Genomic DNA, 24,666 nt, shown 5'->3' on the forward strand with positions numbered 1-24,666 from the left:
AAATGTCATTGCCATTTGCGAACAAAGGCTTCGATGGGCAAATTCTGCATATCAGGCAATGCTGTGTGGATTTTATCAAGCGGCCAATCCCACCAAGCCATATCTAAAAGGCATTCTATCACATGATTGGGAAAACGCATCCGCAATCGCTTAGCAGGCACCCCAACGACAATCGTATAAGGCATAACATCTTTCGTTATAACAGCGTTCGCGCCAATGATAGCGCCATGACCAATTGTCACCCCAGGCATAATAACCGCACCATGTCCAATCCACACATCATGCCCAATAATAACACGTTTTGCACAACGCCTTTCACGAAAACCACTATCTAATGCCATATAACGAAAATATTCGTTTGGACGATAGGTTATTTTATGCGTTGAAACGCGCTCCATGGGATGCTCCAACGCATTCACACGGACATGAGATGCAATAGAACAAAAACGACCAATATCGCTGTAAATAGCCTCACTGTTACGTTCTAAATAAGAAAAATCTCCAACTATTACATCACGCAAAACTACCCGCTCATTAATTTCCACATAGCGCCCTAATTTACAACCATGCAGCTGTGCTGTCGTATGGATACGAGGCTTACTTTCATGAAATCGAAGATCGTTTTCAATATTCATTATTGCCTTCCCTCAATTGTTTCATCAATAGATATGGAAAGACATACCAACCAAACCAATAAAATCAACCGTGAAACAAACATTGCAAAACAAACCAGCCAATGCTAGAATTTTTTGACACTTTTAAAAGAGACAAACTATGAAAAATGTACTCCGCATTTTAGGGCTAACAGCTATATTTCTTACGGGAATTTTTATTTATGATGCATTTATAAATAAGCCTTTAGGTGATAACTTTACGCTCACTGATTCAAATGGAAAAACGATTACTGAAGCGGATATTCGAAGCCAGCCTTCAATAATTTTTTTTGGCTTCACTATGTGTCCTGAAATCTGTCCCACCACACTGATGAATCTTGATCAATGGCTTACAGCGCTTGGACCTGAAGCTGATAAGTTAGGAGTATGGTTTGTGACTGTTGACCCCGAACGTGATACACCAGAAGTACTCCATAATTATCTCAGCAATTTTAACAATAAAATCGTTGGTATCAGTGGAGATCCTGATAAAGTTCATAAAATGGCCAATTCTTTTAAAATTGTTGCTGAAAAAGTTCCTGGAGAAGATGGAAACTATACTTATAACCATACGGCAGCAATTTTTTTACTCAAAAAAGGTGGAAAATTAGCGGGTGTTATCCGTTATGACACGAAAGAAAACGATAGCGAATTAAAAGATGCAATCGCCATTGAACGGCTAAAAAAACTCATATCAAACTAAAAAAGCCAATCAAAAGAAAGAACAGCATGTCGCAACAAATTCGCTTCTATTATACTGCTTTTAAAAGTGAAGCAGAGCAATTTTATACCCTTATAGAAAGAGCTTTTGATGAAGAAGGATATCCTCTTGCTCTTATAGAGATAGACGAAAAAAATTCTATATATGAGCTTTCTCTATATGTTGATCAAGACAATCAAGAAGACGCATTGAAACGTTTTGCAAGCGTTCTTTCTATAGATTCTGATAAAATTAATATGGAAGTTTTACCCAATATTGATTGGGTACAAAAAAGTCTAGAAGGACTAAAACCTGTACATGCTGGTCCTTTTTTCCTTCATGGAAGTCACAACAGAAACGCCATTCCAGCTAATGTTCTCCCTATTGAAATTGAAGCAAATCAAGCCTTTGGAACAGGACATCATGGGACAACAGCTGGTTGTTTGGAAATGATTGCCAAAGTAATGAAACACGAAAATCCACAAAATGCCCTTGATCTTGGAACTGGTAGCGGAGTCTTAGCCATTGGCATAGCAATGCTCAAGCCCATTAGTATTCTCGCCTCCGATATTGATCCTATTGCTATTCAAGTTGCACAACATAATATCGAGCTTAATGGCGTAAAAGAGTATATTACAGCTGTTACAGCAACAAGTTTTACCCATGAACACATTGCAACACGTGCGCCTTTTGATCTCATTGTTGCCAATATTCTTGCCAATCCTCTCATTGAACTTGCGCAAGAAATGGTAAAAGCCCTTAAAAAAGGGGGATCACTTATACTCTCTGGAATTCTTGAAGAGCAACACGCCTACGTTTTAGATACTTATATAAAACAAGGACTCAAGCATATCGAAACATACCACCGTCAAGGATGGGTAACGATACATCTAAAATAAATGAAAAGGACGTCGTTATGTATCAATCTTTTGAGGCGACAACAAATCCCACGCATGCTGCAAAACGCATTGCCTCCCTTCGTAAAGAACTTGATCGCCTTGGACTAGATGGTTTTCTTGTTCCACGGTGCGATGAACATCAAGGAGAATATGTCCCCCCTCATGCTCAACGTCTTAGCTGGCTAACCGGCTTTACTGGTTCAGCTGGGATTGCACTGATTTTAAAAAACAAAGCCATCATATTTACAGACGGGCGATATAAGCTCCAAGTTCGCCAACAAACTGATCCTGATATTTTTGATTATGAGGATCTCATAACTTGCCCTCCTTCACAATGGCTTGAAACAAATGGAAAAACACTTTCTATTGGCTTTGACCCATGGCTTCACACCATTACTGCTACCGATATATTGAAAAACGCATTAGAAAATAAAGCAGGCGGAAAACTTGTAGCAATCCACTCCAATCCTATCGATCTTATCTGGCATGATCAACCCAAATTACCGCAATCTGCCCTATCAGTTCATCCTCTCAAATATGCAGGATGCAGCTCAGATGAAAAGTTGGCATTGATTTGCAGATATATACAAAAAGCAAATGCAGATGCCTTTATTTTTACAGACCCCTCCTCCATTGCATGGACATTTAATATACGGGGTAATGATGTTTCCAATACGCCTTTTTCCCTTTGTTTTGCTCTCATTCCCATCCAAGAAACACCAGCCTTATTCATTAATAGCAAAAAACTTGGTGGAGAACAGAAACAATATCTGGAACGTTATACAAAATTATATGAACCAGAACAGCTTATTCCAAAGATTAAAGAATACGCGCAAAAAGGGATAGCTTTTGCCTTAGATCCACAGTTAACATGCGAAAAATTACGAACTGTCATTGAAGAAGAAAATAACTCTTTCATCACACTTACCGACCCTGCTGCTCTACCACGTGCCATTAAAAATGACACAGAACTCAATGGCGCACGCAAAGCACACCTACGCGATGGTGTTGCCCTAACCCGTTTTTTTTCTTGGTTAGATAAACAAATACCAGGGTCAATAAGTGAAATTTCTGCTGCTCAAAAATTAGAAGAATTTCGCATAAATACAGCAAACGAAATGGGAGAAAAACTTAAAGATCTTTCTTTTGATACAATCTCAGCCGCAGGAGCAAATGGTGCCATTATTCATTATCGTGTAACAACGCAAACAAATAAACAACTCAATGCTGGTGAACTTTACCTTGTTGATTCAGGTGGACAATATCGTGATGGCACGACAGATGTCACACGCACAGTAGCAATTGGCAATATTGGAGAAGAAGAAAAACGCTGTTTTACTCTTGTCCTAAAAGGCATGATTGCGCTTTCAACTGCAAGATTTCCAAAAAGCACACGCGGACAAGACATTGATGCTCTTGCACGCATTGCATTGTGGAAAGCTGGCTTTGATTATGCCCATGGCACGGGGCATGGTGTTGGGTCTTATCTTTCTGTTCATGAAGGACCACAAAATATTTCCCGTAAAGGATGCCAAGAACTTATTCCCGGTATGATTCTTTCAAATGAACCAGGATATTACCGCGAAGGTGCTTTTGGTATCCGTCTTGAAAATTTGATGATTGTGAAACCAGCACAAAAAATTGATGGCGGAGATATAGAAATGCTTTCGTTTGAGACTCTTACACATTGCCCCATTGATCGACGGTTAATCCTTCCAGAGCTTTTGACACAAGAAGAACGACAATGGCTCAATGATTACCATGCGCGCGTTTATCAGATGAATGCACCTTACTTAAATGAAGAAGATAAAAAATGGGCAAAAGAAGCAACAATGCCCCTTTAAATCAATCAACGTATAACCTTTACTCTTTCTACAAAACACGGGACATTCTCTTTTAAAGGGAAAAATATGCATCTGCGTCAGGAAATACAAAAAATATTTCTAAAAGATCCTTCAAATTTTTTGCTGGCATGGCAAGAGGCGTAATATGACGGGTGAGAAGAGTGAAATACGCCCGCATGTGGTAATGCTTATCTTGGCGATCACCATCTAGACACCATTATATCTCTATTTTCTTTATATGAAAACTTTCATTATATTTTGTAATCCTCCGCATCGTATTTCTAAAACACCTATTGTAACCAACTTATTACGCTGTTTAGATTCAAAAATTCTGCATATTTATTCGAATAAATTTTATCTTTTTGTTTGCTTCATAATGATAATTTACATTTTTTAAATTCTTGAATCATTTTCAATAGCTGCAATTCCTTATAATACATATTGATACAATAAAATAGAATCTGCTATGAAATAAAAATTAAGTATTTAGAATTTAAAAGAAGGAGCATGATGCTAACATCAGCGTTAAAGTTTTTTATTTATTTGCACAGTTAACAGTACAATAATTATTTTCTAGACTATTACTTATTGTTGAAAATAACGTTACCCACAATATAGATAGTTTCCAACTGCACAGTATGAAAACGACATATATGGAGGTACATGTTTTTACCTGAACGTATTATTCAGCTAAAAAATTAACAACAACAGAGGATATGAAAAACTACATAACACAAAAACAGTCACATAAATAAAGGAGATTCAAGCTCTCTACAAAATTTCACAAATACTTTGAAAAAGACACAATAAAATATGTATCTTACGGCTTATCATAGTAACAAACTTTAAGCATAGATCTTAATAATCTATATTCTTATCCAGTATTTTAGCAATAAAGTGATTATCCTAATGCGTGTAATTTTATTTTGTTCCGTAATATTATTATTTGGATACTATATTGGACCTTCTGTATTGAGTGAAATTACTAAATTTAAGCGAGTTCCTATTGCTGTATTTTCTGAAAATCAAGTCATTACTCCAAATCAGTACGATAAATTATACGAAGAGTACGTAAAGACACAATATCCTGATAATATATACGAAGAACGCCTAGAAATTGCGAAAAAATATCTGGATAATAAAAGTTATGGTGTATATCATGTTCTAAGCCCTGGTATGATAGTGCTAATTCCTGAAAATATAAATCTTATCCATGCGAAAGTTGTTTGGTGTGCATGCCTTGTGGACTTATTACAGGGAGAGTATACTAAAAAATTTCCAGCATTATCTCTACCTACCTACATACATAAGCTACGTTCTCAATATAATTGGAAAGAAAGCGATTTCATTTGGGCAAAAAATTTGGTCATGAACTCGACAGATCCAATGTTTGGATATGCACGAATGGTATTTAATTCTGAAATATTCTCAGTCCAAATACTAGCTCTAATAAACGAAATTTCCGATGCTGAGAAATTTGAGAGAGATGAAGGAAGTCAGGAAAAAAATTATGCTGCTAGACGCATTAGCGAATATCCGAAATTTTGTAATGAAATTGGACAAGTGTACCATCTAATAATGCCTGATAAGTATAGGTACCAGTAATCTTTTATAAATTAAACATAATAAACAACTCGCAGTTATATCCCTTATTCATTTATAGCGGAATGTTTTATTATATTTTGTAATCTTCCGCGTTACATTTCTATTACGTCATTATAATCGGTTTATTACGGCATTTTGGATTAAATTCTACATATTTGTTCAAAAATTTTACCTTTCTTCACAGTAATAATTTATATCTTTTACTAATAATAACCTTGCATATTCTTCATCATAATAGTTTAAGTTTAATATTTAAGCTCAGCGTTAATCCTTTTTAATAACTTAATAAATATCAAAATATATTGGCGTTCTATGTTTGCAAAAAATAGCCCCTTTATCTCCTTTTTGATTCCAGCTCCCCCAAATGTAAGAGAGATAACCACACAAACAGCATATGCATCTTCTAGAAAACATCCTCTAAACATTATGTTTCTCAATCAGCTGTAGCCAAGCCTCTTCATCGATAACCTCAACACCTAATTCTTCAGCTTTAGCCAATTTGGAGCCCGCTCCAGGTCCTGCAACAAGAAGATCTGTTTTTTTAGAAAGTGAACCAGATGTTTTGGCCCCTAATCGCTCTGCCAATGCTTTTGCTTCATCACGTGACATATGTGCTAAAGTTCCTGTAAAAACAATAATCTTCTCCGCTATTGGTGAAGCAGCTATCATGATAGGTGCCTCATCAAGAGGTGTTACTTCTTCAAGCAAAACAGACAAAACTTCACGGTTATGCGCTTCTCTATAAAAATCAACAATTGCGCCCCCTACCTGTGGTCCAATTCCTTCAATATTGATAAGTTCCATCCAAGCTTCATTGCCTTCTTTGTTTTCCTGCTCACATGGCATAAATGCTTCCATAGCCGCCGTTTCAAAAGCTGTATAATTTTGATATGCTCGTGCAAGGCGGCGTGCATTCACCTCTCCAACATGACGAATCCCCAATGCAAACAAAAAACGGCTTAAAGGAATTTCGCGGCGTGCATTAATGGCATCATACAGTTTCCGCACTGAAACAGTACCAAAACCTTCCATATTTTCCAAACGGATCAAAGACTTTTCTTGGCGCCGTTCTAAAGTAAAGATATCAACTGGTGTATGAATACAAAGCGCCTCATCTTGAGCATGGAAAAAAAATTCTACCTGCTTTTTACCCAAGCCTTCAATATCAAAGGCATTGCGTGAAACAAAATGACGAATACGTTCAATCGCTTGTGCAGGACAAATAAGCCCACCGGTGCACCGACGCACCGCTTCTCCTTCTTCGCGAACAGCATGACTCCCACAAGCGGGACACAGATGAGGAAAAACAAAAGCAGAAGCATCTTTTGGACGTTTTTCAGCAATAATATCAACAATTTGAGGGATTACATCACCAGCGCGTTGTACAATCACGGTATCGCCTACACGGATATCACGCCCTTCACGAATGGGCTCTCCTTTATGGCCAATTCCCTTAATATAATCCTCATTATGCAAACTGGCATTGGTCACCACCACCCCACCAACAGTAATAGGTGTAAGGCGTGCAACGGGCGTCAAAGCTCCCGTACGACCGACCTGAATATCAATATCTTCCAAAAGCGCTATCGCTTTTTCTGCTGGAAATTTATGGGCTATCGCCCAACGCGGCGAACGAGAAACAAACCCCAAGCGCTTTTGGAGCATCAAATCATTAACCTTATAAACAATGCCATCAATGTCATAGCTTAAAGAATGACGGCGTTCTTCTATATCACGATAATAGAAAATAATTTCTTCTACTCTCTTAAAGACTTTTATTAATGGATTGATAACAAAGCCATATTCTTTTAGCTTTTTCATCATCTCTATTTGACTTTCTGCAAATACTTCACTCACTTCACCACAAGCATAAGCAAAAAATTGAAGCTTTCTGCTGGCGGTTATCCGTGAATCAAGCTGACGGAGAGAACCAGCCGCCGCATTTCGAGGATTGGCGAAGGTTAACTTTCCCTTCTCTTGTTGGCTTATATTAAGAGCTTGGAAATCTTCCCGTCCCATATAAACTTCGCCGCGAACCTCGATTACCTCAGGAAAATCACCTTGCAAAACTTGTGGAATATCAGCAATTGTTCGAGCATTTGCCGTCACATTTTCACCGACAGTTCCATCCCCACGCGTTGCCGCACGCACAAGCCGCCCCTTTTCGTAGCGCAAAGACAAAGATAAACCATCAATTTTTGGCTCCGCTGTTATTTCCAATACTTGTGTTTCTGGAAGACGTAAAAAACGACGAATACGCTCAATAAATTCAGTAACATCTTCAAAGCTAAACGCATTATCAAGTGAAAGCATAGGCTGTGCATGAACAGATTTTTCAAACTTTTCAGAAATTGGTGCCCCAATTTTATGTGAAGGAGAATCAACACGAATAAGCTCTGGAAAAAGAGCTTCAATTTCTGCATTACGGCGGCGCAAAGCATCGTATTCTGCATCAGAAATTTCAGGCTGATCATCACGATTATAAAGCACATCATGACGTGCAATTTCTTTTGCCAACCACTCTAATTCACTTACTGCTTCAACAGCTGTGAGATTTTTAACTGCATCTTTGTTCATAAAATCTATTCCAAATTACGAGTTACTGCCATAAAGACTTCCACGCTTCCTCATAAAGTGAATCGCAAATAAAAATAAGCTTTCCAGTATTTTTATCACTGGCTAATTACCTTTATGCGAGAAGCTTTTGAGCCGCTGCACGCGCTTCTTCAGTAATCTGTTCTCCTGCCAACATACGAGCAATTTCTTCTGCACGTTCATGCTCTTCCATTTTATGAATAGCAGTAACAAAGCGTCCTTTATCATGACTCTCAATTTTCGAAATAAGAAAATGACCATGCGCTTTCGATGCAACCTGTGGTGCATGCGTAATAGCAAAAACCTGAACACGTTCTGATAAGCGTTGCAATCGTTGTCCAATAGCAGCTGCAACAGCCCCCCCAACGCCTGTATCAATTTCATCAAAGATCAGCGTCGGTGCTGATCCTCGATCAGACAAAACAACTTTTAATGCCAACAAAAAACGAGACAATTCACCGCCAGAAGCCACACTAAGCATCGGTCCAGCTCGTGTTCCAGGATTTGTTCGCACCCAATATTCAATACGATCACATCCCTCTGCACTCCGCCTTTCCACATCACTTTGCATTTCAACAATAAACTCGGCCCTCTCTAATTTCAATGCAGGCAACTCAGCCATCACGCTTTCAGACAAGTGTTTTGCAACCTCTTGACGTTTTATTGACAACGCTTGTGCTAACATATCATAGTTTTTTTGTGTTTGTTTTGCCTCATTTTCAAAACGTGACAATATAGTCTGAGCCTCTTCAAAGTCAGCCAGTTCAGCATCCATTTTATCGCGTAACTGAACCAATTCATCAGCAGAAACTTGATATTTACGAGCAAAACCCCGAAGAGAAAAAAGACGTTCTTCTATCCGTTCCAATTCATCAGGTTCAAAGTCCAATGCTCGTATTGCCACCTCAATACCTTCTTGTGCTATTGCAAGTGCATGCAATGCCTCATCAATAGATTTTACCACTGGTGCAATAAGCTCTTGTGCTTCAGGAATTTTACGCTCCAAACGCCTCACCAAATTGGAAAGCACTGGGATTGGTGATTTTTGACCCGTTAAAAGATCATCCGCTTCTTTTATATCCGTTGCTATTTTTTCTAATTTAAGCATATCGGCACGGCGAAGAGAAAGAGCATCTTCTTCACCAACTTGAAAATCAAGCTTTTCAAGCTCTTCTACACACGCACGAAGATAATCAACCTCACGTACAGCGCTCTCTACTTTAAGACGCTGCTGTTGCAAACGCTCCTCACATTCACGCCATGTGTGATAACATTGGCGCAAATTTTCCACTTCATCCTCAAGCCCACCAAAGGCATCTAATAATTGGCGATGTGTAGCAACATCAACCAGCGCACGATCATCATGTTGTCCATGGATTTCAACCAGCAAACGGCCAACACTCCGCATCAATGCAACACTAGACACCTGATCATTGATAAAGACACGGCTACGTCCATCACTTGATTGCACACGTCGTAAAATAATATCGCCCTCATCATCAAGACCATTCTCACGAATAAGCTGACGTGCAGGATGTGAAACAGACACATCAAAAACAGCCGTAACCTGCCCGCGGTCAGCACCATGACGTACAAGCGAAGCATCACCCCTCCCCCCCAGAGCAAGTGATAAAGCATCAAGGAGAATAGATTTCCCCGCACCTGTTTCTCCAGTTAAAACCGTCAACCCCGCCGTAAAATGAATATCGAGCGTTTCGATCAAAACAATATTATGAATCGAAAGCTGTACCAGCATATAAAATCAACGTGCCCTATTCTTATCACCACCTAAAGCATGTGAGATCCAAGAAGATTTATGCTCATGTGGTGATATTTTATTCTTTTGCAATAAACTATAAGAAAATTTATACCACTCACTTTTGGGATAATTACGTCCTAAAATAGCTGCTGCCGTTTGCGCTTCCGCCGTTAAACCAAGAGCTAAATTAACTTCCGTTAAGCGGAAAAGTGCTTCTTCAATTTGATTTGTATCGGAATACTCTTCAACTACAGTACGAAACCGTCTACTTGCAGCAAGGTAGCGCCGCCCCTCTTCATAATAGCGGCCAATCTGCATTTCTTTACCAGCTAACTGTTCGCGCCCAAAACGTATTTTATCCTTAGCATCCTTGACATATTCAGAATTTGGATAGCGCTCTATAAGAAGCTGCATAGCAGCAATAGCGCGTTTCGTATCACGTTGATCACGCGTAACATCGGGAATCCGACGGAAAGAAGAAAGACCAATAATATAGTATGCATAAGCCGAGTCAGTCGACCCTGGATAAAGCGTAATATAGCGTTGAGCCATACTAATTGAATCATCATACTTTCCGAGTCGATAATTTGTAAAAGCGCCCATCACAAGAGATTTGCGCCCCCAGTCTGTATAAGCATACTGTTTTTCAATCTTCAAAAACTTTTTCGATGCATCTCCAAGCCGCCCACTCTCAAGACTAGCAAGCGCCTGATTATAGAGAACATCTGGTGGATCCATTTTCAAAACATAAGCAGACGGATCAAGAGTATTTTTCTCTTTAAAGAGACATCCCGCTAACATACAGGTGCTTCCTAAAAGTACCACCCCCAATATCTTGCGTACAATGTTAGATTTTCTATATGTCATATTTCCAATGCACACATGAAATTTTTTCATAATTTTCCGGCCTCCAGAGAATATCACCTTGTAGCAAAAACAATTTATCAAAGGTTTTATACCATATCACTTTAAAATCCACATAACCAATTTAGCAGTTTAGGTCAATCATCCCCTTAAAAATCAAATAAATGATAAAAAAATCTTGTCAATTTTTTTACTCTTTCTCTAAAAAGCTTTTTTCATAATATGATTCGTCTGCCAAAACAGCCTTCACCAATTGCGCATTAATTCTATGCCCACTACAATAAGAACGAAATAATCCAATAAAAGGCGCCCCAAGCAAAGCAGTATCACCAATCGCATCAAGCATCTTGTGCCGAACACATTCATTCTCCCAATAAGGGCCATCGGAATTTAAAATTTTGTCATCAAGGCCGATAACAAGAGAATTTTCCAAAGAAGCGCCTTTTGCCTTTCCAGAAAGCCGTAATTTTTCCACGTCTTTGATAAAACCAAAAGTGCGTGCCCGTGACAAATCATCTCGAAATCCTTGTGTGGTAAGATCAAAACTGAAATGTTGCTTACCAATAGCAGAAGAAGGAAAAGAGATCGTTATATCAAAACGACGTCCATCGAATGGCAAAAGCTCTGCAACACCATGAGCTCCTTCAACCCGCACCGGCTTTTTTATAATGAAATAAGAACGCAATGCATTTTGCTGTACAATACCAACATCTTCAAAAGCTTGGCAATATAGCCACGCTGAACCATCCAAAATAGGAATCTCATTATGTGACACTTCAATAATAAGATTATCCAAATTATAAGCAGCAATTGCTGCCATCAAATGTTCAATTGTTTCAACCCTTACATCTCCATCTCCAAGTACTGTTGATAATTCAGTTTCTCCTGTTTGCGATGCATGGGCTTGAAATATTTTCTCTGTTCCGTCTAATCCACAACGCCTAAAAATAATACCACACCCAACATCCGCTGGACAAACCTTTACCACTGACAAACAGCCACTGTGAACGCCAATCCCCTTAAATGTTACTGCTTTTTTAAGAGTAGACTGATATTTTGGAACCAAATTCATCATATCATTCTATTGAATTTCTTTTCTCTCTTTTAATAAAGTTTATAAAACTATAAAAAATACTCATAGTAAATAATAAAAAACCCGCTTAATGATAAGCGGGCTTAAAAAAACAAAGTCCTTTACCCAAAAACAGCAGTATATTTTACTGTATAATTTTTGACTCAACATCAAAGAGGATACATAATTCTTTACTTTACCTTATTTTTCATCAATTAATTTGCCTGACGACGTAAAAATGCTGGTATTTCCAACTGATCTTCTTCACTTATAAAAGTACGCTGATCTTGTGGTACCTGAGGATGCAACTCACCAGAACGACGTGGAACATAAACAGAAGCATCTTGAGAAAGCGCCTGAGAATTTTTATTATAAACATGAGACTCTTGCTGCTGAGACGATCTAACAGCAGGCTCCAGCCTCGCTTCTGGCTCTGCCTCCTCACGGTGTGTCAAGCTCTGTTTCAAACGCTGCCAAAGATTACGAGGACCTTGGTCGGTTACAGATGTTCTTTGACTTTGTCTATGAGCAACAGGAGGAAAATCCTTTAGCTCAGGCATACGCATTGGTGAGCGCACTTGCATCTGTTGTACTTGCTTTTCTTTTTGCTTCACAACGCCTGTCATCTCATCAAGCACATGCGCTGTTGCCTCCATGCTTACGGGGGCCGTCATAGGCTGTTGAGAACCACGGCTTACTTGCATACGTGGCACATTTGATATCTGCTCCTGCACAGCATTTGAACCATAAGCAACAGCTTTTGTGGCACTTCGTGTCGCAATTGCTTCTACAGGATGCGCAAAAATTTGACTTTTAGGACGGAACTGTTCTCCTGTTGATTTCCCCTTTTCTATTTCAAGTGATTCGATCACTTCTACCATCGACTCAGAACGCAAGGGTGATGACTGAACATGAAAAGAACTGTGTGGCGTTCCAGGATCACTTTTGCGCATTGAAGAAGCTGGTCTTTGAAGCTGAGGATGAGAGGATTGAACCACATCACTAACCTCACGATCAATACCGGTGGCAACCACAGAAACACGAATAACACCTTCTAGTGACTCATCATCAATGGCCCCAAAGATTACATTCGCATCCGCATCCACTTCTTCACGAATACGATTAGCAGCTTCATCAACCTCAAAGAGAGTCATATCACGACCACCCGTAATAGAAATCAACAAACCACGCGCCCCACGCATAGAGGTATCATCCAATAATGGATTCGCGATAGCAGCTTCAGCAGCAGCCAAAGCCCGCCCTTCACCAGATGCCTCACCAGTTCCCATCATAGCTCGGCCCATTTCATGCATAACAGAACGAACATCAGCAAAATCAAGGTTAATTAAGCCCTCTTTAATCATCAAATCCGTAATGGAAGCAACACCAGAATAAAGCACTTGGTCAGCCATAGCAAAAGCATCAGCAAATGTTGTCTTATCATTTGCAATACGGAAAAGATTTTGATTGGGAATAACAATCAATGTATCGACAGACTTTTGTAATTCTTCAATACCAGCCTCTGCCGTTTTCATACGACGTGCCCCTTCAAACTGAAATGGCTTTGTCACCACACCAACGGTCAAAATACCCTTTTCACGCGCTGCGCGAGCCACAACAGGAGCAGCCCCTGTTCCAGTTCCTCCCCCCATACCAGCAGTAATGAAAACCATATGAGAGTCCGCAAGATGATCAATAATTTCATCAATACATTCCTCTGCGGCTGCTTGTCCCACTTCCGGTAGAGCACCAGCACCCAAACCTTCTGTCACAGCTGCGCCAAGCTGGATAACACGTTCAGCCTTTGACATAGCCAAAGCTTGTGCATCCGTATTTGCGACAACAAAGTCAACTCCTTGAAGGCCAGCATTAATCATATTGTTCACGGCATTCCCGCCACCACCTCCAACACCAAAAACGGTAATGCGTGGCTTCAATTCCGCGATATCTGGCCGATGCAGATTAATCGTCATTTTCTTTTCCTTCTCATAAGACACCGCAAGCCAAAGCGATGAAATTTTTATCCAACTAGACTTAACTAAAAACTCTCACGCAACCACTGACCAACACGCTGAAAATACCCACGCGTGCCCATCGATAAATGATTTCCTGCCGTCTGCATTGTTTTTTCTTCAAAACCCACCAATTGCGGATAAATTAACAACCCAACAGCAGATGTAAACGCCGCCCCTTTTGCAAGAGAAGGAAGCCTCGAAATACCTAAAGGCCGCCCGATACGAACATTTCTTCCTAATATAGTACGTGCCATTTCTGGCAATCCTGTTAACTGACTTGCTCCGCCAGTCAAAATAACACGCTTACCAATGATGTAACCAAAGCCTGAACGATTTAAACAATCACGTACCATCTCTAAAATTTCTTCAATACGCGCACAAATGATACGCCCAAGAACAGCACGAGGATATTGAGTTTCACGCCGTTCACTCCCAATTTCTGCTACATTAATCATTTGCCGCTCATCTGCACTTGTTAGAAGGGCTGAACCATAAACAACTTTCAAACGTTCCGCCTCTGTAAGTGACATAGAAAATCCACGCGCAACATCAAGAGTGACATGATGTCCCCCAACAGCAAGAGCATCTGCATAGATAAATTTTCCCTCAAAAAACACTGAAAATGTTGTTGTTCCACCACCAAAATCAATACATGCAGCACCTAAATGCGCCTCATCATTCATCAAGACAGCAAGACCACTTGCAAAAGGAGTGGCAACCATTGCTTCAACACTCAAATGTGCACGATTAATACAAGTTTCTAAATTACGCAAAGATGCTGTTTCCGCTGTTACCACATGCACATCGACACCAAATGTTTCCCCTGCCATGCCAATAGGATCAGAAATTCCTTTTTCCCCATCCAATACATAAGAAACTGGAACCGAATGCATAACATGACGTTCAGCATCAAAGGCTTTGCGCGAAACATCTGAAAAGGCCATACGCATATCACGCTTGGTGACTTCACGACCATTCAAATGGACCATTCCATTAATCAAAGCGCTTTGTAACCGACTTGAGGAAAAATTCACAATCACTGAATCCACCACCAAACCAGCCATTTTTTCTGCCGCATCAACAGCCAAGCGTATTGATTGCTCTGCTGCAAACATATCCATCACAACACCAGATTTAATACCGCGTGAACGCTGCACTCCAAAGCCCAGAATTTCTATAGAGTGTGTACGGCCATGCAAATAGTGTGCATGCTTCAAAGGACGCAGACAAGCAATAAAACAAACAATCTTACTTGAACCGATATCAAGAACCGTTAAATAACGTGTTTTACGTCCCCCCAGATGATGTGATCTGAGCAATGTCATAGGCTTCCTGCCTTTCGCGCTTTTAAAATACGTTCTTCTTCTGCTACAGTAGCATTATAACGCTCCAACGTTTCATCTGATAAAGAAACAGTAATCCGATCAGCAAGGCGTAAATCAACACTGAGAATATCTCGAGATAAAAGATCTTGCATTGTACCGGACGAAACAAGAGAAGAAAGCCTTTCAAGCGCACCACTTTCAGGCAACATAACGCGCATTCCGTTATCCAAAACAAGATCCCAACGCCGATCCCCTACCCGCACGAAAGCACGAACACGATTATATATTTCCGGATAAACTAACAGCGCTTGAATAAACACTTTAGCAGCATTTTGCGCCCCCTGCCCAACCACAAGCGGCAAATTCCAAACATTTTTCCCTTTAAAGGGCACAATAACACGACCTGTATAATCAACGATATCGACCAAGCCATCGTGTTGCCAAATGGCATAGGGTTCACGCTCCACGATGGAAATCCGCATTCTATTAGGATAAATCTTCTGAACATTAGCGGATTGAACCCAAGGCTGTTTTTCCAAAAGAGAGCGTGCTCTTTCAACATCAAAAGTGAATATAGAGGATGCAACATCAAGTTTTAAAATTTTCAAAATATCTTGCTTTGCTAAGCGATTATTCCCTCTTATATCGACATCTACAACCACAAAACCAATATCTGATATTATCGTTTTTACGATCACACCCATCTGACCACTGGATGACAATCCATAAAAGGCCGTCACCAAGAAAAACCATACAACAGCAAAAGAGCCAAAATGGCGTGGAATATGAATATTGACAAAAACAAACTCAAACATAAACCGAAGAAAACGACGATAAAGACGTGGCAAAGCCGGCACTGAAAGCACCTCCATCGGAATATTCGTTTTATTAATACTCAACGCATGCATGATGCGTCCTCCACTATCCATTGAACAATATCGCCATAAGTACGACCGCTCGCTTTTGCAATATCAGGAAGAAGAGACGTCGATGTCATACCGGGTTGCGTATTAATTTCAAGCCAAACTAATTCTCCTGTTTTCTCATCAAAACGAAAATCAGAACGGCTAACACCTCGACACCCTATCGCCTGATGGGCTGCTAAAGACATTCTTTGCACACTTTGGTAAATATTTAGTGAAAGTTGTGCAGGACAAATGTGAAGAGAACCACCCGTTTTATATTTTGAGTCATAATCGTAGAATGGAAAGTGCTGACTAGGAAGAATTTCACACACATCCAGCACTTCGCTCCCCAAAACAGCACAAGTCAATTCACGACCAGGAATATATTTTTCAATCATCACCTCATCCGCATATCCCCACTCAGCTCCCCCAATATTATGCGGCGGTGCAGCTTCATTTTCCTGTACAATGACAACACCAAAACTTGATCCTTCACACACAGGTTTAATTACATAAGGAGGCTCCATGGGATGCGCTTGCCCAATAGCAAAACGGCTCATAATACGAGAAGGTGCAACACAAACACCAACACTTGCAACGATAATTTTTGCACGTCCCTTATCCATTGCCAAAGCAGATGCCATCACACCAGAATGGGTATAAGGAATTTTTAAATACTCAAGAATCCCTTGAATCCGGCCATCTTCACCAAATGGACCATGCAATGCATTGAAGGCAATATCAGGCTGCAACTGTTCAAGAACAGAAGCAATATGAGCGTCAACATCCACGCGGCTCACGCGATACCCCTGCATTTCAAGAACATCAGCACAAGCCGTCCCTGAAGATAAACTTACAGACCGTTCAGAAGAAAAACCTCCCATTAATACAGCTATATGTTTATCTTTCATAATAAATCACCCTCTTTCGCATACTATATGTAGTCTATATAGAATACATCAGCACCACATACAGGAAAAAACAAAGTTTATCCTTGCGAATCAATAACCTAGCATTTTGCATAATGAATCAGACTCAACAGCTTGATGCAAGAGATTCTTTGTTAATTTATTGATTCTTAATAGAATTTTTTTATTATCTCTTTGAAATGACTCAATTTTTTATTTGCACTTTTTTAGTGAACAATAAATCACTGAAATGGATCAAAAGAAGAAACACTTCGACCGCGCTCAAATTGACCTATACGCTCTATTTCCCATTGTAAAAGATGGGCTGAATGTGCAAAAACACGTGCACGCACTGTTTCTCCCAATGTTTCAAGATCATATCCTGTTGCTTGCCCTGTATTGATCATAAAATTACAGTGCATTTCGCTCATCTGAGCACCACCAATCCGTAAACCACGACACCCTGCCTCATCAATCACGCGCCACGCAGATATATTCTCAGGATTTCTAAAAGTTGATCCACCGGTCTTTTCACGAATAGGTTGCACTGCTTCCCTATGGAGGGCAACTTCATCCATAGCAGCACGAATATCATCTTTATTACCGGTTTGTCCTTCTAATAAAGCAGCAGTAAAAATAAACCCTTCAGGAATATCACAATGGCGATAGGAATAATGCATATCTTTCAAACTCAAAATATGACGTTTTCCTTTACGATCCAGCGCATAAACCTCAACAACACGTGCTGCGGTTTCAACACCATTTGCACCCGCATTCATTTTGAGTGCCCCTCCAAGACCACCAGGAATACCGTGATAAAAATGAAAACCTGCAATTTCTGCCTTTAAAGCAGCGGTAGCTAAATGTTTATCTGCCGTACCTGCACCAACTAAAAAACGTTTTGGAGAAACTTGTTGCACTTGCCCAAAACCTTTTGGCGAAAGACGAATCACAACACCAGGAACCCCCCCATCACGCACCAGAAGATTAGAACCTATTCCTACAATTGTTACAGGAACAAATTCAGGCAAATTTTGAAGAAAGAGAGCCAAATCTTCTTCATCAACAGGCTGATAAAAAAGTTCTGCCAACCCGCCCGTGCGAAACCACGTTATCTTACGCATCTCAACATTAGGTGTAAGTTTTCCTCTCACGCCACCCAACAGCGGTTGCAATTGCGCCAATAGCGCCTCACCATCAATGTGCTGAAAATTTATCATGACCATCAAGTACCGACAACTGATGAGGCAATGCACACGCCCATTGTGTGATATTGCCAGCACCAAGAAAAACCACATAATCCTCTGCCTGAGCAAATGTTGAGACAAGAGACACAACATCTTCCAGACCATGTATTAAGCGCACATCACGATGACCCGCCATTTTAATATGCTCTACCAATTCTTGAGAACCAAATCCTACAATAGGCTCTTCACCAGCCGCATAAACGGGCGTAATCAACACTGTATCTGCATCATTAAAACAAGCAGCAAAATCATCAAATAAATGATACAAACGCGAATACCGATGGGGTTGTGCAATCGCAATAACACGCCCTTTTGCACTCTCACGTGCAGCACGCAAAACAGCCTTTATTTCAACAGGATGATGTCCATAATCATCAAATATTTCAATGCCACGCCAACTTCCTGTTCGCGTAAAACGCCGTTTTACTCCGCCAAATTCTGCTAAGCCCCTTTTTATAGCTTCATTTGAAATGCCAAGTTCATGCGCAATAGCAATCGCCGCCGTTGCATTGGCAACATTATGCTGCCCTGCCATGGGCAAAAGCATATTTTTCAACTCGATCTTTCTTCCTGTTTTGCGTGAACGAACAAGAACATCAAAATGCGTTTTTTGACCATCCATCGAAAGATTAAGAAAACGAACATCCGCTTGTGGATTTGCACCATAAGTGATCACCCAACGATCATCAATACGGCCCGCCAATGACTGAACCTCTGGATGATCAAGGCACAAAACAGCAAAACCATAAAAAGGAACATTTTCTACGAATTGCCGAAAAGCCTCACGCACAGCATCAAAACTTCCATAATGATCCAAATGCTCAGCATCAATATTAGTAATAACAGCAATATCAGCAGGCAGCTTTAAAAATGTACCATCACTTTCATCAGCTTCAACAATCATCCAATCGCCATCTCCTGTCCGAGAATTCGTCCCATAAGCATTAATAATACCGCCATTAATCACCACCGGATCAAAATGACCAGCATCAAGAAGGGCTGCAACCATTGATGTGGTTGTTGTTTTACCATGTGTACCACCCACCGCAATTGCACGCCGAAACCGCATCAGCTCCGCCAGCATTTCTGCACGTCTGACAAGCGGTAAATGTCTTTCCTTTGCAGCAATATACTCAGGATTTGTTTTTTTAACGGCAGTAGAAAAAACAACAACCTCTGCATTCCCTAAGTTTTCAGCACAATGACCTATATGAACGTTAATTCCTTTTTTCCGCAAACGTTCAACATTTGCACTCTCAACTTGATCTGACCCTTGAACTTTATAGCCAAGATTATAAAAAACCTCTGCAATTCCACTCATGCCGATCCCCCCGATTCCGATAAAATGGATAACGCCTATATCAAGTGGCATTTTCATCAAAAAGCTCCTCTTTTATATCTGACAACAATCGCCCTGCAATTAAAGATTCAGCCATATCAGCAAGGCAACGTGTTGCGTGAGGTTGCCCAACTTTTTTTGCAGCAAGCGCTTGTTTTTCCAATAAATGGGGCGTACGCAAAACTTGCGTTAAAAGAGAAGAAAGCTTTTGTGCACTTAAATCTTTTTCTAATACAATTTGCGCACCACCTACACAAGCAAGCAGAGCTGCATTGGCAGCCTGATCATGATCTAAAGCATGGGGATAGGGAACAAGCAAAGCAGGTCTACCAATCACCGCTATCTCACAAACGGATGAAGCCCCAGCGCGCGACAAAATAAAATGAGCATGTGCCATACGTTCAGCCATATCATCAAAGAAAGGAGCAACCTCTGCTTGTACGCCCATATCACGATAGATTTTGATCAACCCTTCTGCTTCACCGCGAACTTGCTGCACAATTCGCAAGCGTTTACGGTTCTTATCATCGAGTAACGCAATGGCTTCTGGAACAATATGTGAAAAAGCAGAAGCCCCTTGGCTACCACCAAAAATCAAAAAATTAAATGGCTTTTCCCCCTCTGAAGAATGATAAGGAATTTCGGCCGCCTTCAGCACAGCCTCACGGACAGGATTCCCCGTTAAAAGCGTTTTATGGGCATAAGAGCCATTTGGCGACAATAAACCACCAGCGATTGCACGCACAAAAATTGCCAACATCCGATTGGCACGCCCCATAACAGCATTTTGTTCATGAATAAATGTCACACGCCTCGTTAAGGCCGCAATAAAAAGAGGAGGAAAGCTCGGATATCCCCCAAATCCTCCAACAAGAACAGGACGTAATTTATAAAACAACGCCAACGATTGTCCCATGCCCCTTAACAGAGTCCAAAACGTCTTTATCAGAGCAAAAGGATGGCGGCGTATAAATGTTGCCGATGAAACAATATGTGTATGCTCTTTATCAAAGCACCGAACAAAAGGGCGTGCTCTTTCATCTGTTATTAAATGAACATCATATCCACGCTCCTTTAATTCAACGCCAAGGGATTCAGCAGGAAAAAGATGTCCACCTGTACCACCCGCCACCAAAACAATAACTTTTTTATCATTCATAAGGCGTATCCAAGACAGAAGAGGAAGAAAAAGCTGAAAGGCGCGCTTCTGGCCAACGACGTGTTAAACTGAGCAAAATGCCCATTGAAAAGGCAATTGCCACCATCGATGAACCACCATAAGAAATAAAAGGCAATGTCATGCCTTTGGGAGGAATTAAGTGAAGATTAACGGCCATATTAATAGCTGATTGAAAGCCAATCATCATTGCTATGCCAGTAATACCAAGACGTATAAAGCAATCACGTGTATTCATTGCTATATACAATGAACGCATAACGATAAAACCAAAAAGCATCATAATTAGTAAACAAAGAATAATACCATATTCTTCAGCAGCAACGGAAAATACAAAATCTGTATGGCTATCAGGAATAATACGTTTTACTGTTCCTTCTCCGGGACCTTGCCCAAACCAACCACCATTCAAAATAGCCTCACGTCCGACATCTACTTGAAAGGTATCTCCTTCACCTGTCAAAAAACCATTGATACGCTCACGCACATGATACAGAAAAAGATAAGCTAAAACAATTCCTCCAGCGCCTAAAATGAGAAAGAGAAAAATAACGGCTAGAGGCACACCAGCAATAAAAAACAAACCACCCCATGTTGCACTTATTAAAAGTGTTTGTCCAATATCAGGCTGCAAAACCAGAAGCACACAACAAATGCCATAAAGTACAATCGCTAACGTATAACCTAGAATTCCCCTCCTGCGTATCTGTTCTGAAAAAAACCAAGCAGACATAACCACAAAAGCTGGCTTCATAAACTCTGAAGCCTGTACAGAAAAACCAAAGAGCACAATCCACCGCCGTGCTCCCTTTAATTCTGGACCCCAAAATAAGGTTGCAACCATAAGAGCAAGCGTTACAATAAGCAAAAGAGCACATAAACGACGAATATTAGGAATTGAAAAAAAAGAAATGGTCACCATCGTAAAAAATGCTGAAATGCTGAAAATGATATGCCACCGAACAAAATAAAAACTATCAGTAATTCCGATTTTTTTTGCAATCGTGGGGCTGGCAGCAAAAGACAGCATAATGCCAATCCCCATTAAAATTAAACAAGCTGCAAAGATAGAGCGATCAATCGTCCACCACCAATTAGCAATTGGGTCTCTATCTGCGCGCGTAACCATGATATCCGCCTTATCCGTTTTATAAATTGTTTCAAAGTGATATGGTTCCCCGCCTGTTTAACAAACACTTTAAAAAATAAATTACACAAAAAAAGATTCTGGAGTCTTAACGCAAAAATATTTTTTTATAACTGATGCTTTTTTATTGTAACTGCATCACAAAAGAGACAAATGCCTCGCCTCGCATTTCATAATTTTTAAATTGGTCATAACTTGCACAAGCAGGTGACAAAAGAACTGTCACCTCTTTTGCATTACAACCCATTGCGTCAACAGCTGCTTCACGCACCGCATTTTTCAAAGTTAAGCTCATAGAAAAGGGAAAAGCAGATCCAATAGTGCGAGCAAATTCTTCCGCCGCGCTCCCAATCAAATAGGCTTTACGAATTTTAGGAAAAAATTCTCTAAGAGACTCTATTCCTCCCTTTTTCGCCTGTCCCCCAACAATCCAAAAAATATCATTAAAGGTGGAAAGCGCAGGAGCTGTTGCATCTGCATTAGTCGCCTTGCTGTCATTGATAAACAAAACCGCCCCCATTTTACGCACCTGCTGCATACGATGATCCAACCCTTTATAACTTGCTAAATGCTTGTTCACAAAAGGATCGGTTATTTTTAAAGCCTGCAATGTTGCCAATGCCATAAGAGCATTTTGTGCATTATGACTCCCACGTAACACCGCCATAGGAGCAAGATCTGCAAGCATATGACGCTGTCCTTGACGAACAGAAAAAAGCTTGCTTCCATCTGCATAAAAACCATTTTCAACAAAATGATTCTTGGAAATTGCCTCAATTTTCTTCCCCTCATGAAGCAACTGTTGATATAAAACCCGACAATCTTCATCATCAACTGAAATAAAAGCCTGAAAAGCCTGAGCAATCAAATGCCTTTTGGTTTGCACATAACAGGCAAAACTTCCATGTCGATCAATATGATCAGATGTCAAATTCAATAAAAGTCCAATGGTTGGCTGAAGAGAGGGAGTAAGATCAATTTGAAATGATGAACATTCAATCACATAAATACGTTTTTTAACAAATGGCTTAAGCGTCAATATTGCCTTTCCAATATTTCCCCCCATCTGCACATCATAGCCCATTTTTTCCAATAAATGCGCAAGTAAAGATGTTGTGGTTGACTTCCCATTCGTCCCCGTAATCGCAATAAACGGAACATCTTGGTCACAAAAACCATAATGCTGTAAAAAATCATGGCGTGCACGAACAAACAATTCAATATCACCAATAATTTCTATATTTTTTTTTCGTGCCTTTTCAACAACCCAATGCGGTTGAGGATAATTTAAAGGAACTCCAGGCGCGAGAATCAATGCAACAAATTCTGACCAGTCCTCATCGTGGAGATCTCTTATTGGAATATTTTGCCGAAAAGCCATCTGCACGCTTGAAGGACTATCATCCCACGCCACCACTTCTGCACCACCACACATTAATGCTTGTGCCGTTGCTAGTCCAGACTGACCCAATCCAAACAGAGCAACTTTTTGACCTTTATAACACGTAACAGAAATCACATTCTCACCGCAATTTAAGTGTTGAAAGACCTATGAGAGCGAGAACAATCGAAATAATCCAAAAGCGTATCACCACTTGGCTTTCAGTCCAGCCTTTTTTCTCAAAATGATGATGTATCGGTGCCATAAGAAACACGCGTTTTCTTGTTAATTTGAAATAACCAACCTGAATAACGACCGAAAAAGCTTCCACAACAAAAAGTCCACCAATAAGAACCAAAACAATTTCGTGCTTCGTAGCAACCGCAACAGTCCCTAAGAGTCCTCCAAGAGCCAACGATCCAGTATCTCCCATAAAAATAGCTGCAGGTGGTGCATTAAACCATAAAAAACCAAGCCCGGCCCCAACAACAGCTCCCAATAAAACAGCCAATTCACCTGTTCCCGATACATAATGGATTTGGAGATAATCAGCAAAATTCATATTACCAGAAAGATAAGCAATCAGAGCAAAAGATAAGGCTGCAACCATCACAGGAACAATAGCAAGCCCATCGAGTCCATCCGTCAAATTAACCGCATTCCCTGTCGCGACAATGACGAAAGCAGAAAAAGGAATAAAAAACCAGCCCAAATTGATAAGATAATCTTTCAAAAAAGGCAAAGCTAATCCAGATGAGCCAATTTTCAAGATGGCAAAAGCAGCAATTGCCGCAACACAAAACTCCAAGCTTAACCGTGCTTTCCCAGAAAATCCTTTGTCTGTTTGTTTTGTGACCTTAAGATAATCATCATAAAATCCAATAGCCCCAAAAGAAAGCATAACCAATAGCGACACCCAAAAGTAAATATTCGATAAATTACCCCATAAAAATGCCGATATCACAATGCCGATTAAAATCATCAATCCACCCATTGTAGGTGTTCCAGCCTTTTTAAAATGTGTTTGAGGACCATCAGCACGAATCGGTTGCCCTTTTCCTTGCCGCAACTTAAGAGAAGCGATGATGCTAGGTCCAAACAAAAAGACGATAAGCCCCGAAGTAAGCATAGCTGCTATCGTGCGAAAAGTAATATAACGAAAAACATTTACACCCGGAAGCCAATCACTAAACGAAGAAAAAAACAGCATCATGGAACAAAAAAACCTCTT

The 24,666-nt window shown here is 40.3% G+C and carries 19 protein-coding genes; 4 read left to right on the forward strand and 15 right to left on the reverse strand.

What is annotated here, in order from left to right:
* Positions 1–5 precede the first annotated feature (5 nt).
* Entirely contained in the window at positions 6–635 is a 630-nt protein-coding gene (locus tag ACFINC_RS05940; RefSeq protein ID WP_375616517.1) for a DapH/DapD/GlmU-related protein, read from the reverse strand.
* Positions 636–774: 139 nt separating this feature from the next.
* Here ACFINC_RS05940 and ACFINC_RS05945 point away from each other — a divergent pair, with 139 nt between their 5' ends.
* The 4 genes from ACFINC_RS05945 to ACFINC_RS05960 all read left to right on the forward strand — a co-directional run bounded on the left by ACFINC_RS05945 (position 775) and on the right by ACFINC_RS05960 (position 5,701).
* Entirely contained in the window at positions 775–1,356 is a 582-nt protein-coding gene (locus tag ACFINC_RS05945) for an SCO family protein (protein ID WP_375610503.1), read from the forward strand.
* Between the two features lie 26 nt (positions 1,357–1,382).
* Positions 1,383–2,252 carry a 50S ribosomal protein L11 methyltransferase gene (locus ACFINC_RS05950; protein WP_375616518.1) on the forward strand — a complete coding sequence of 290 codons (870 nt, stop codon included), beginning with the start codon at positions 1,383–1,385 and terminating at the stop codon, positions 2,250–2,252.
* Between the two features lie 17 nt (positions 2,253–2,269).
* Complete coding sequence (locus ACFINC_RS05955) at positions 2,270–4,096, forward strand: aminopeptidase P family protein (protein WP_375616519.1); 1,827 nt, start codon at positions 2,270–2,272, stop codon at positions 4,094–4,096.
* 909 nt (positions 4,097–5,005) lie between these two features.
* Entirely contained in the window at positions 5,006–5,701 is a 696-nt protein-coding gene (locus ACFINC_RS05960; protein WP_375616520.1) for a hypothetical protein, read from the forward strand.
* Between the two features lie 417 nt (positions 5,702–6,118).
* On the opposite strand, the gene ligA is transcribed toward ACFINC_RS05960, so the two are convergent.
* The 14 genes from ligA to mraY all read right to left on the reverse strand — a co-directional run bounded on the left by ligA (position 6,119) and on the right by mraY (position 24,648).
* Positions 6,119–8,278, reverse strand: coding sequence for an NAD-dependent DNA ligase LigA (gene ligA, locus ACFINC_RS05965; RefSeq protein WP_375616521.1), 2,160 nt, complete (start codon positions 8,276–8,278; stop codon positions 6,119–6,121).
* A 112-nt stretch (positions 8,279–8,390) separates the two neighbouring features.
* On the reverse strand, positions 8,391–10,052 hold the full coding sequence (gene recN / locus ACFINC_RS05970; protein ID WP_375616522.1) for a DNA repair protein RecN: 1,662 nt from the start codon (positions 10,050–10,052) through the stop codon (positions 8,391–8,393).
* Positions 10,053–10,058: 6 nt separating this feature from the next.
* Positions 10,059–10,952 (reverse strand): outer membrane protein assembly factor BamD, encoded by an 894-nt coding sequence (locus tag ACFINC_RS05975; RefSeq protein WP_375616523.1) that lies wholly within the window; start codon positions 10,950–10,952, stop codon positions 10,059–10,061.
* 157 nt (positions 10,953–11,109) lie between these two features.
* The gene (lpxC, locus tag ACFINC_RS05980) at positions 11,110–11,994 is read right to left on the reverse strand and encodes a UDP-3-O-acyl-N-acetylglucosamine deacetylase (protein WP_375616524.1); all 885 of its coding nucleotides are present in this window, start codon (positions 11,992–11,994) and stop codon (positions 11,110–11,112) included.
* 212 nt (positions 11,995–12,206) lie between these two features.
* A complete protein-coding gene (ftsZ, locus tag ACFINC_RS05985; protein WP_375616525.1) occupies positions 12,207–13,964 on the reverse strand; it encodes a cell division protein FtsZ in 1,758 nt (585 codons plus the stop codon).
* A 65-nt stretch (positions 13,965–14,029) separates the two neighbouring features.
* Positions 14,030–15,331: a cell division protein FtsA gene (ftsA, locus tag ACFINC_RS05990; RefSeq protein ID WP_375616526.1), complete on the reverse strand. Its 1,302-nt coding sequence runs from the start codon at positions 15,329–15,331 to the stop codon at positions 14,030–14,032.
* Complete coding sequence (locus tag ACFINC_RS05995; protein WP_375616572.1) at positions 15,328–16,239, reverse strand: cell division protein FtsQ/DivIB; 912 nt, start codon at positions 16,237–16,239, stop codon at positions 15,328–15,330. Before ACFINC_RS05995 ends, ftsA begins: the two co-directional genes overlap by 4 nt.
* Positions 16,227–17,147: a D-alanine--D-alanine ligase gene (locus ACFINC_RS06000; RefSeq protein ID WP_375616527.1), complete on the reverse strand. Its 921-nt coding sequence runs from the start codon at positions 17,145–17,147 to the stop codon at positions 16,227–16,229. The genes ACFINC_RS05995 and ACFINC_RS06000 overlap by 13 nt, the downstream gene beginning before the upstream one ends.
* 239 nt (positions 17,148–17,386) lie before the next feature.
* Positions 17,387–18,364: a UDP-N-acetylmuramate dehydrogenase gene (gene murB, locus ACFINC_RS06005; RefSeq protein ID WP_375616528.1), complete on the reverse strand. Its 978-nt coding sequence runs from the start codon at positions 18,362–18,364 to the stop codon at positions 17,387–17,389.
* The gene (gene murC, locus ACFINC_RS06010) at positions 18,342–19,769 is read right to left on the reverse strand and encodes a UDP-N-acetylmuramate--L-alanine ligase (protein ID WP_375616529.1); all 1,428 of its coding nucleotides are present in this window, start codon (positions 19,767–19,769) and stop codon (positions 18,342–18,344) included. Before murC ends, murB begins: the two co-directional genes overlap by 23 nt.
* Positions 19,753–20,889, reverse strand: a complete 1,137-nt coding sequence (gene murG / locus ACFINC_RS06015) for an undecaprenyldiphospho-muramoylpentapeptide beta-N-acetylglucosaminyltransferase (RefSeq protein WP_375616530.1) — start codon at positions 20,887–20,889, stop codon at positions 19,753–19,755. The genes murC and murG overlap by 17 nt, the downstream gene beginning before the upstream one ends.
* The gene (locus tag ACFINC_RS06020; protein ID WP_375616531.1) at positions 20,882–22,036 is read right to left on the reverse strand and encodes an FtsW/RodA/SpoVE family cell cycle protein; all 1,155 of its coding nucleotides are present in this window, start codon (positions 22,034–22,036) and stop codon (positions 20,882–20,884) included. The genes murG and ACFINC_RS06020 overlap by 8 nt, the downstream gene beginning before the upstream one ends.
* 142 nt (positions 22,037–22,178) lie before the next feature.
* Positions 22,179–23,573: a UDP-N-acetylmuramoyl-L-alanine--D-glutamate ligase gene (murD, locus tag ACFINC_RS06025; protein ID WP_375616532.1), complete on the reverse strand. Its 1,395-nt coding sequence runs from the start codon at positions 23,571–23,573 to the stop codon at positions 22,179–22,181.
* A gap of 4 nt (positions 23,574–23,577) precedes the next feature.
* Positions 23,578–24,648 (reverse strand): phospho-N-acetylmuramoyl-pentapeptide-transferase, encoded by a 1,071-nt coding sequence (mraY, locus tag ACFINC_RS06030; protein ID WP_375616533.1) that lies wholly within the window; start codon positions 24,646–24,648, stop codon positions 23,578–23,580.
* Positions 24,649–24,666: the final 18 nt, after the last annotated feature.

The organism is Bartonella sp. AP58NXGY (assembly GCF_042195785.1).
Taxonomy (GTDB): domain Bacteria; phylum Pseudomonadota; class Alphaproteobacteria; order Rhizobiales; family Rhizobiaceae; genus Bartonella.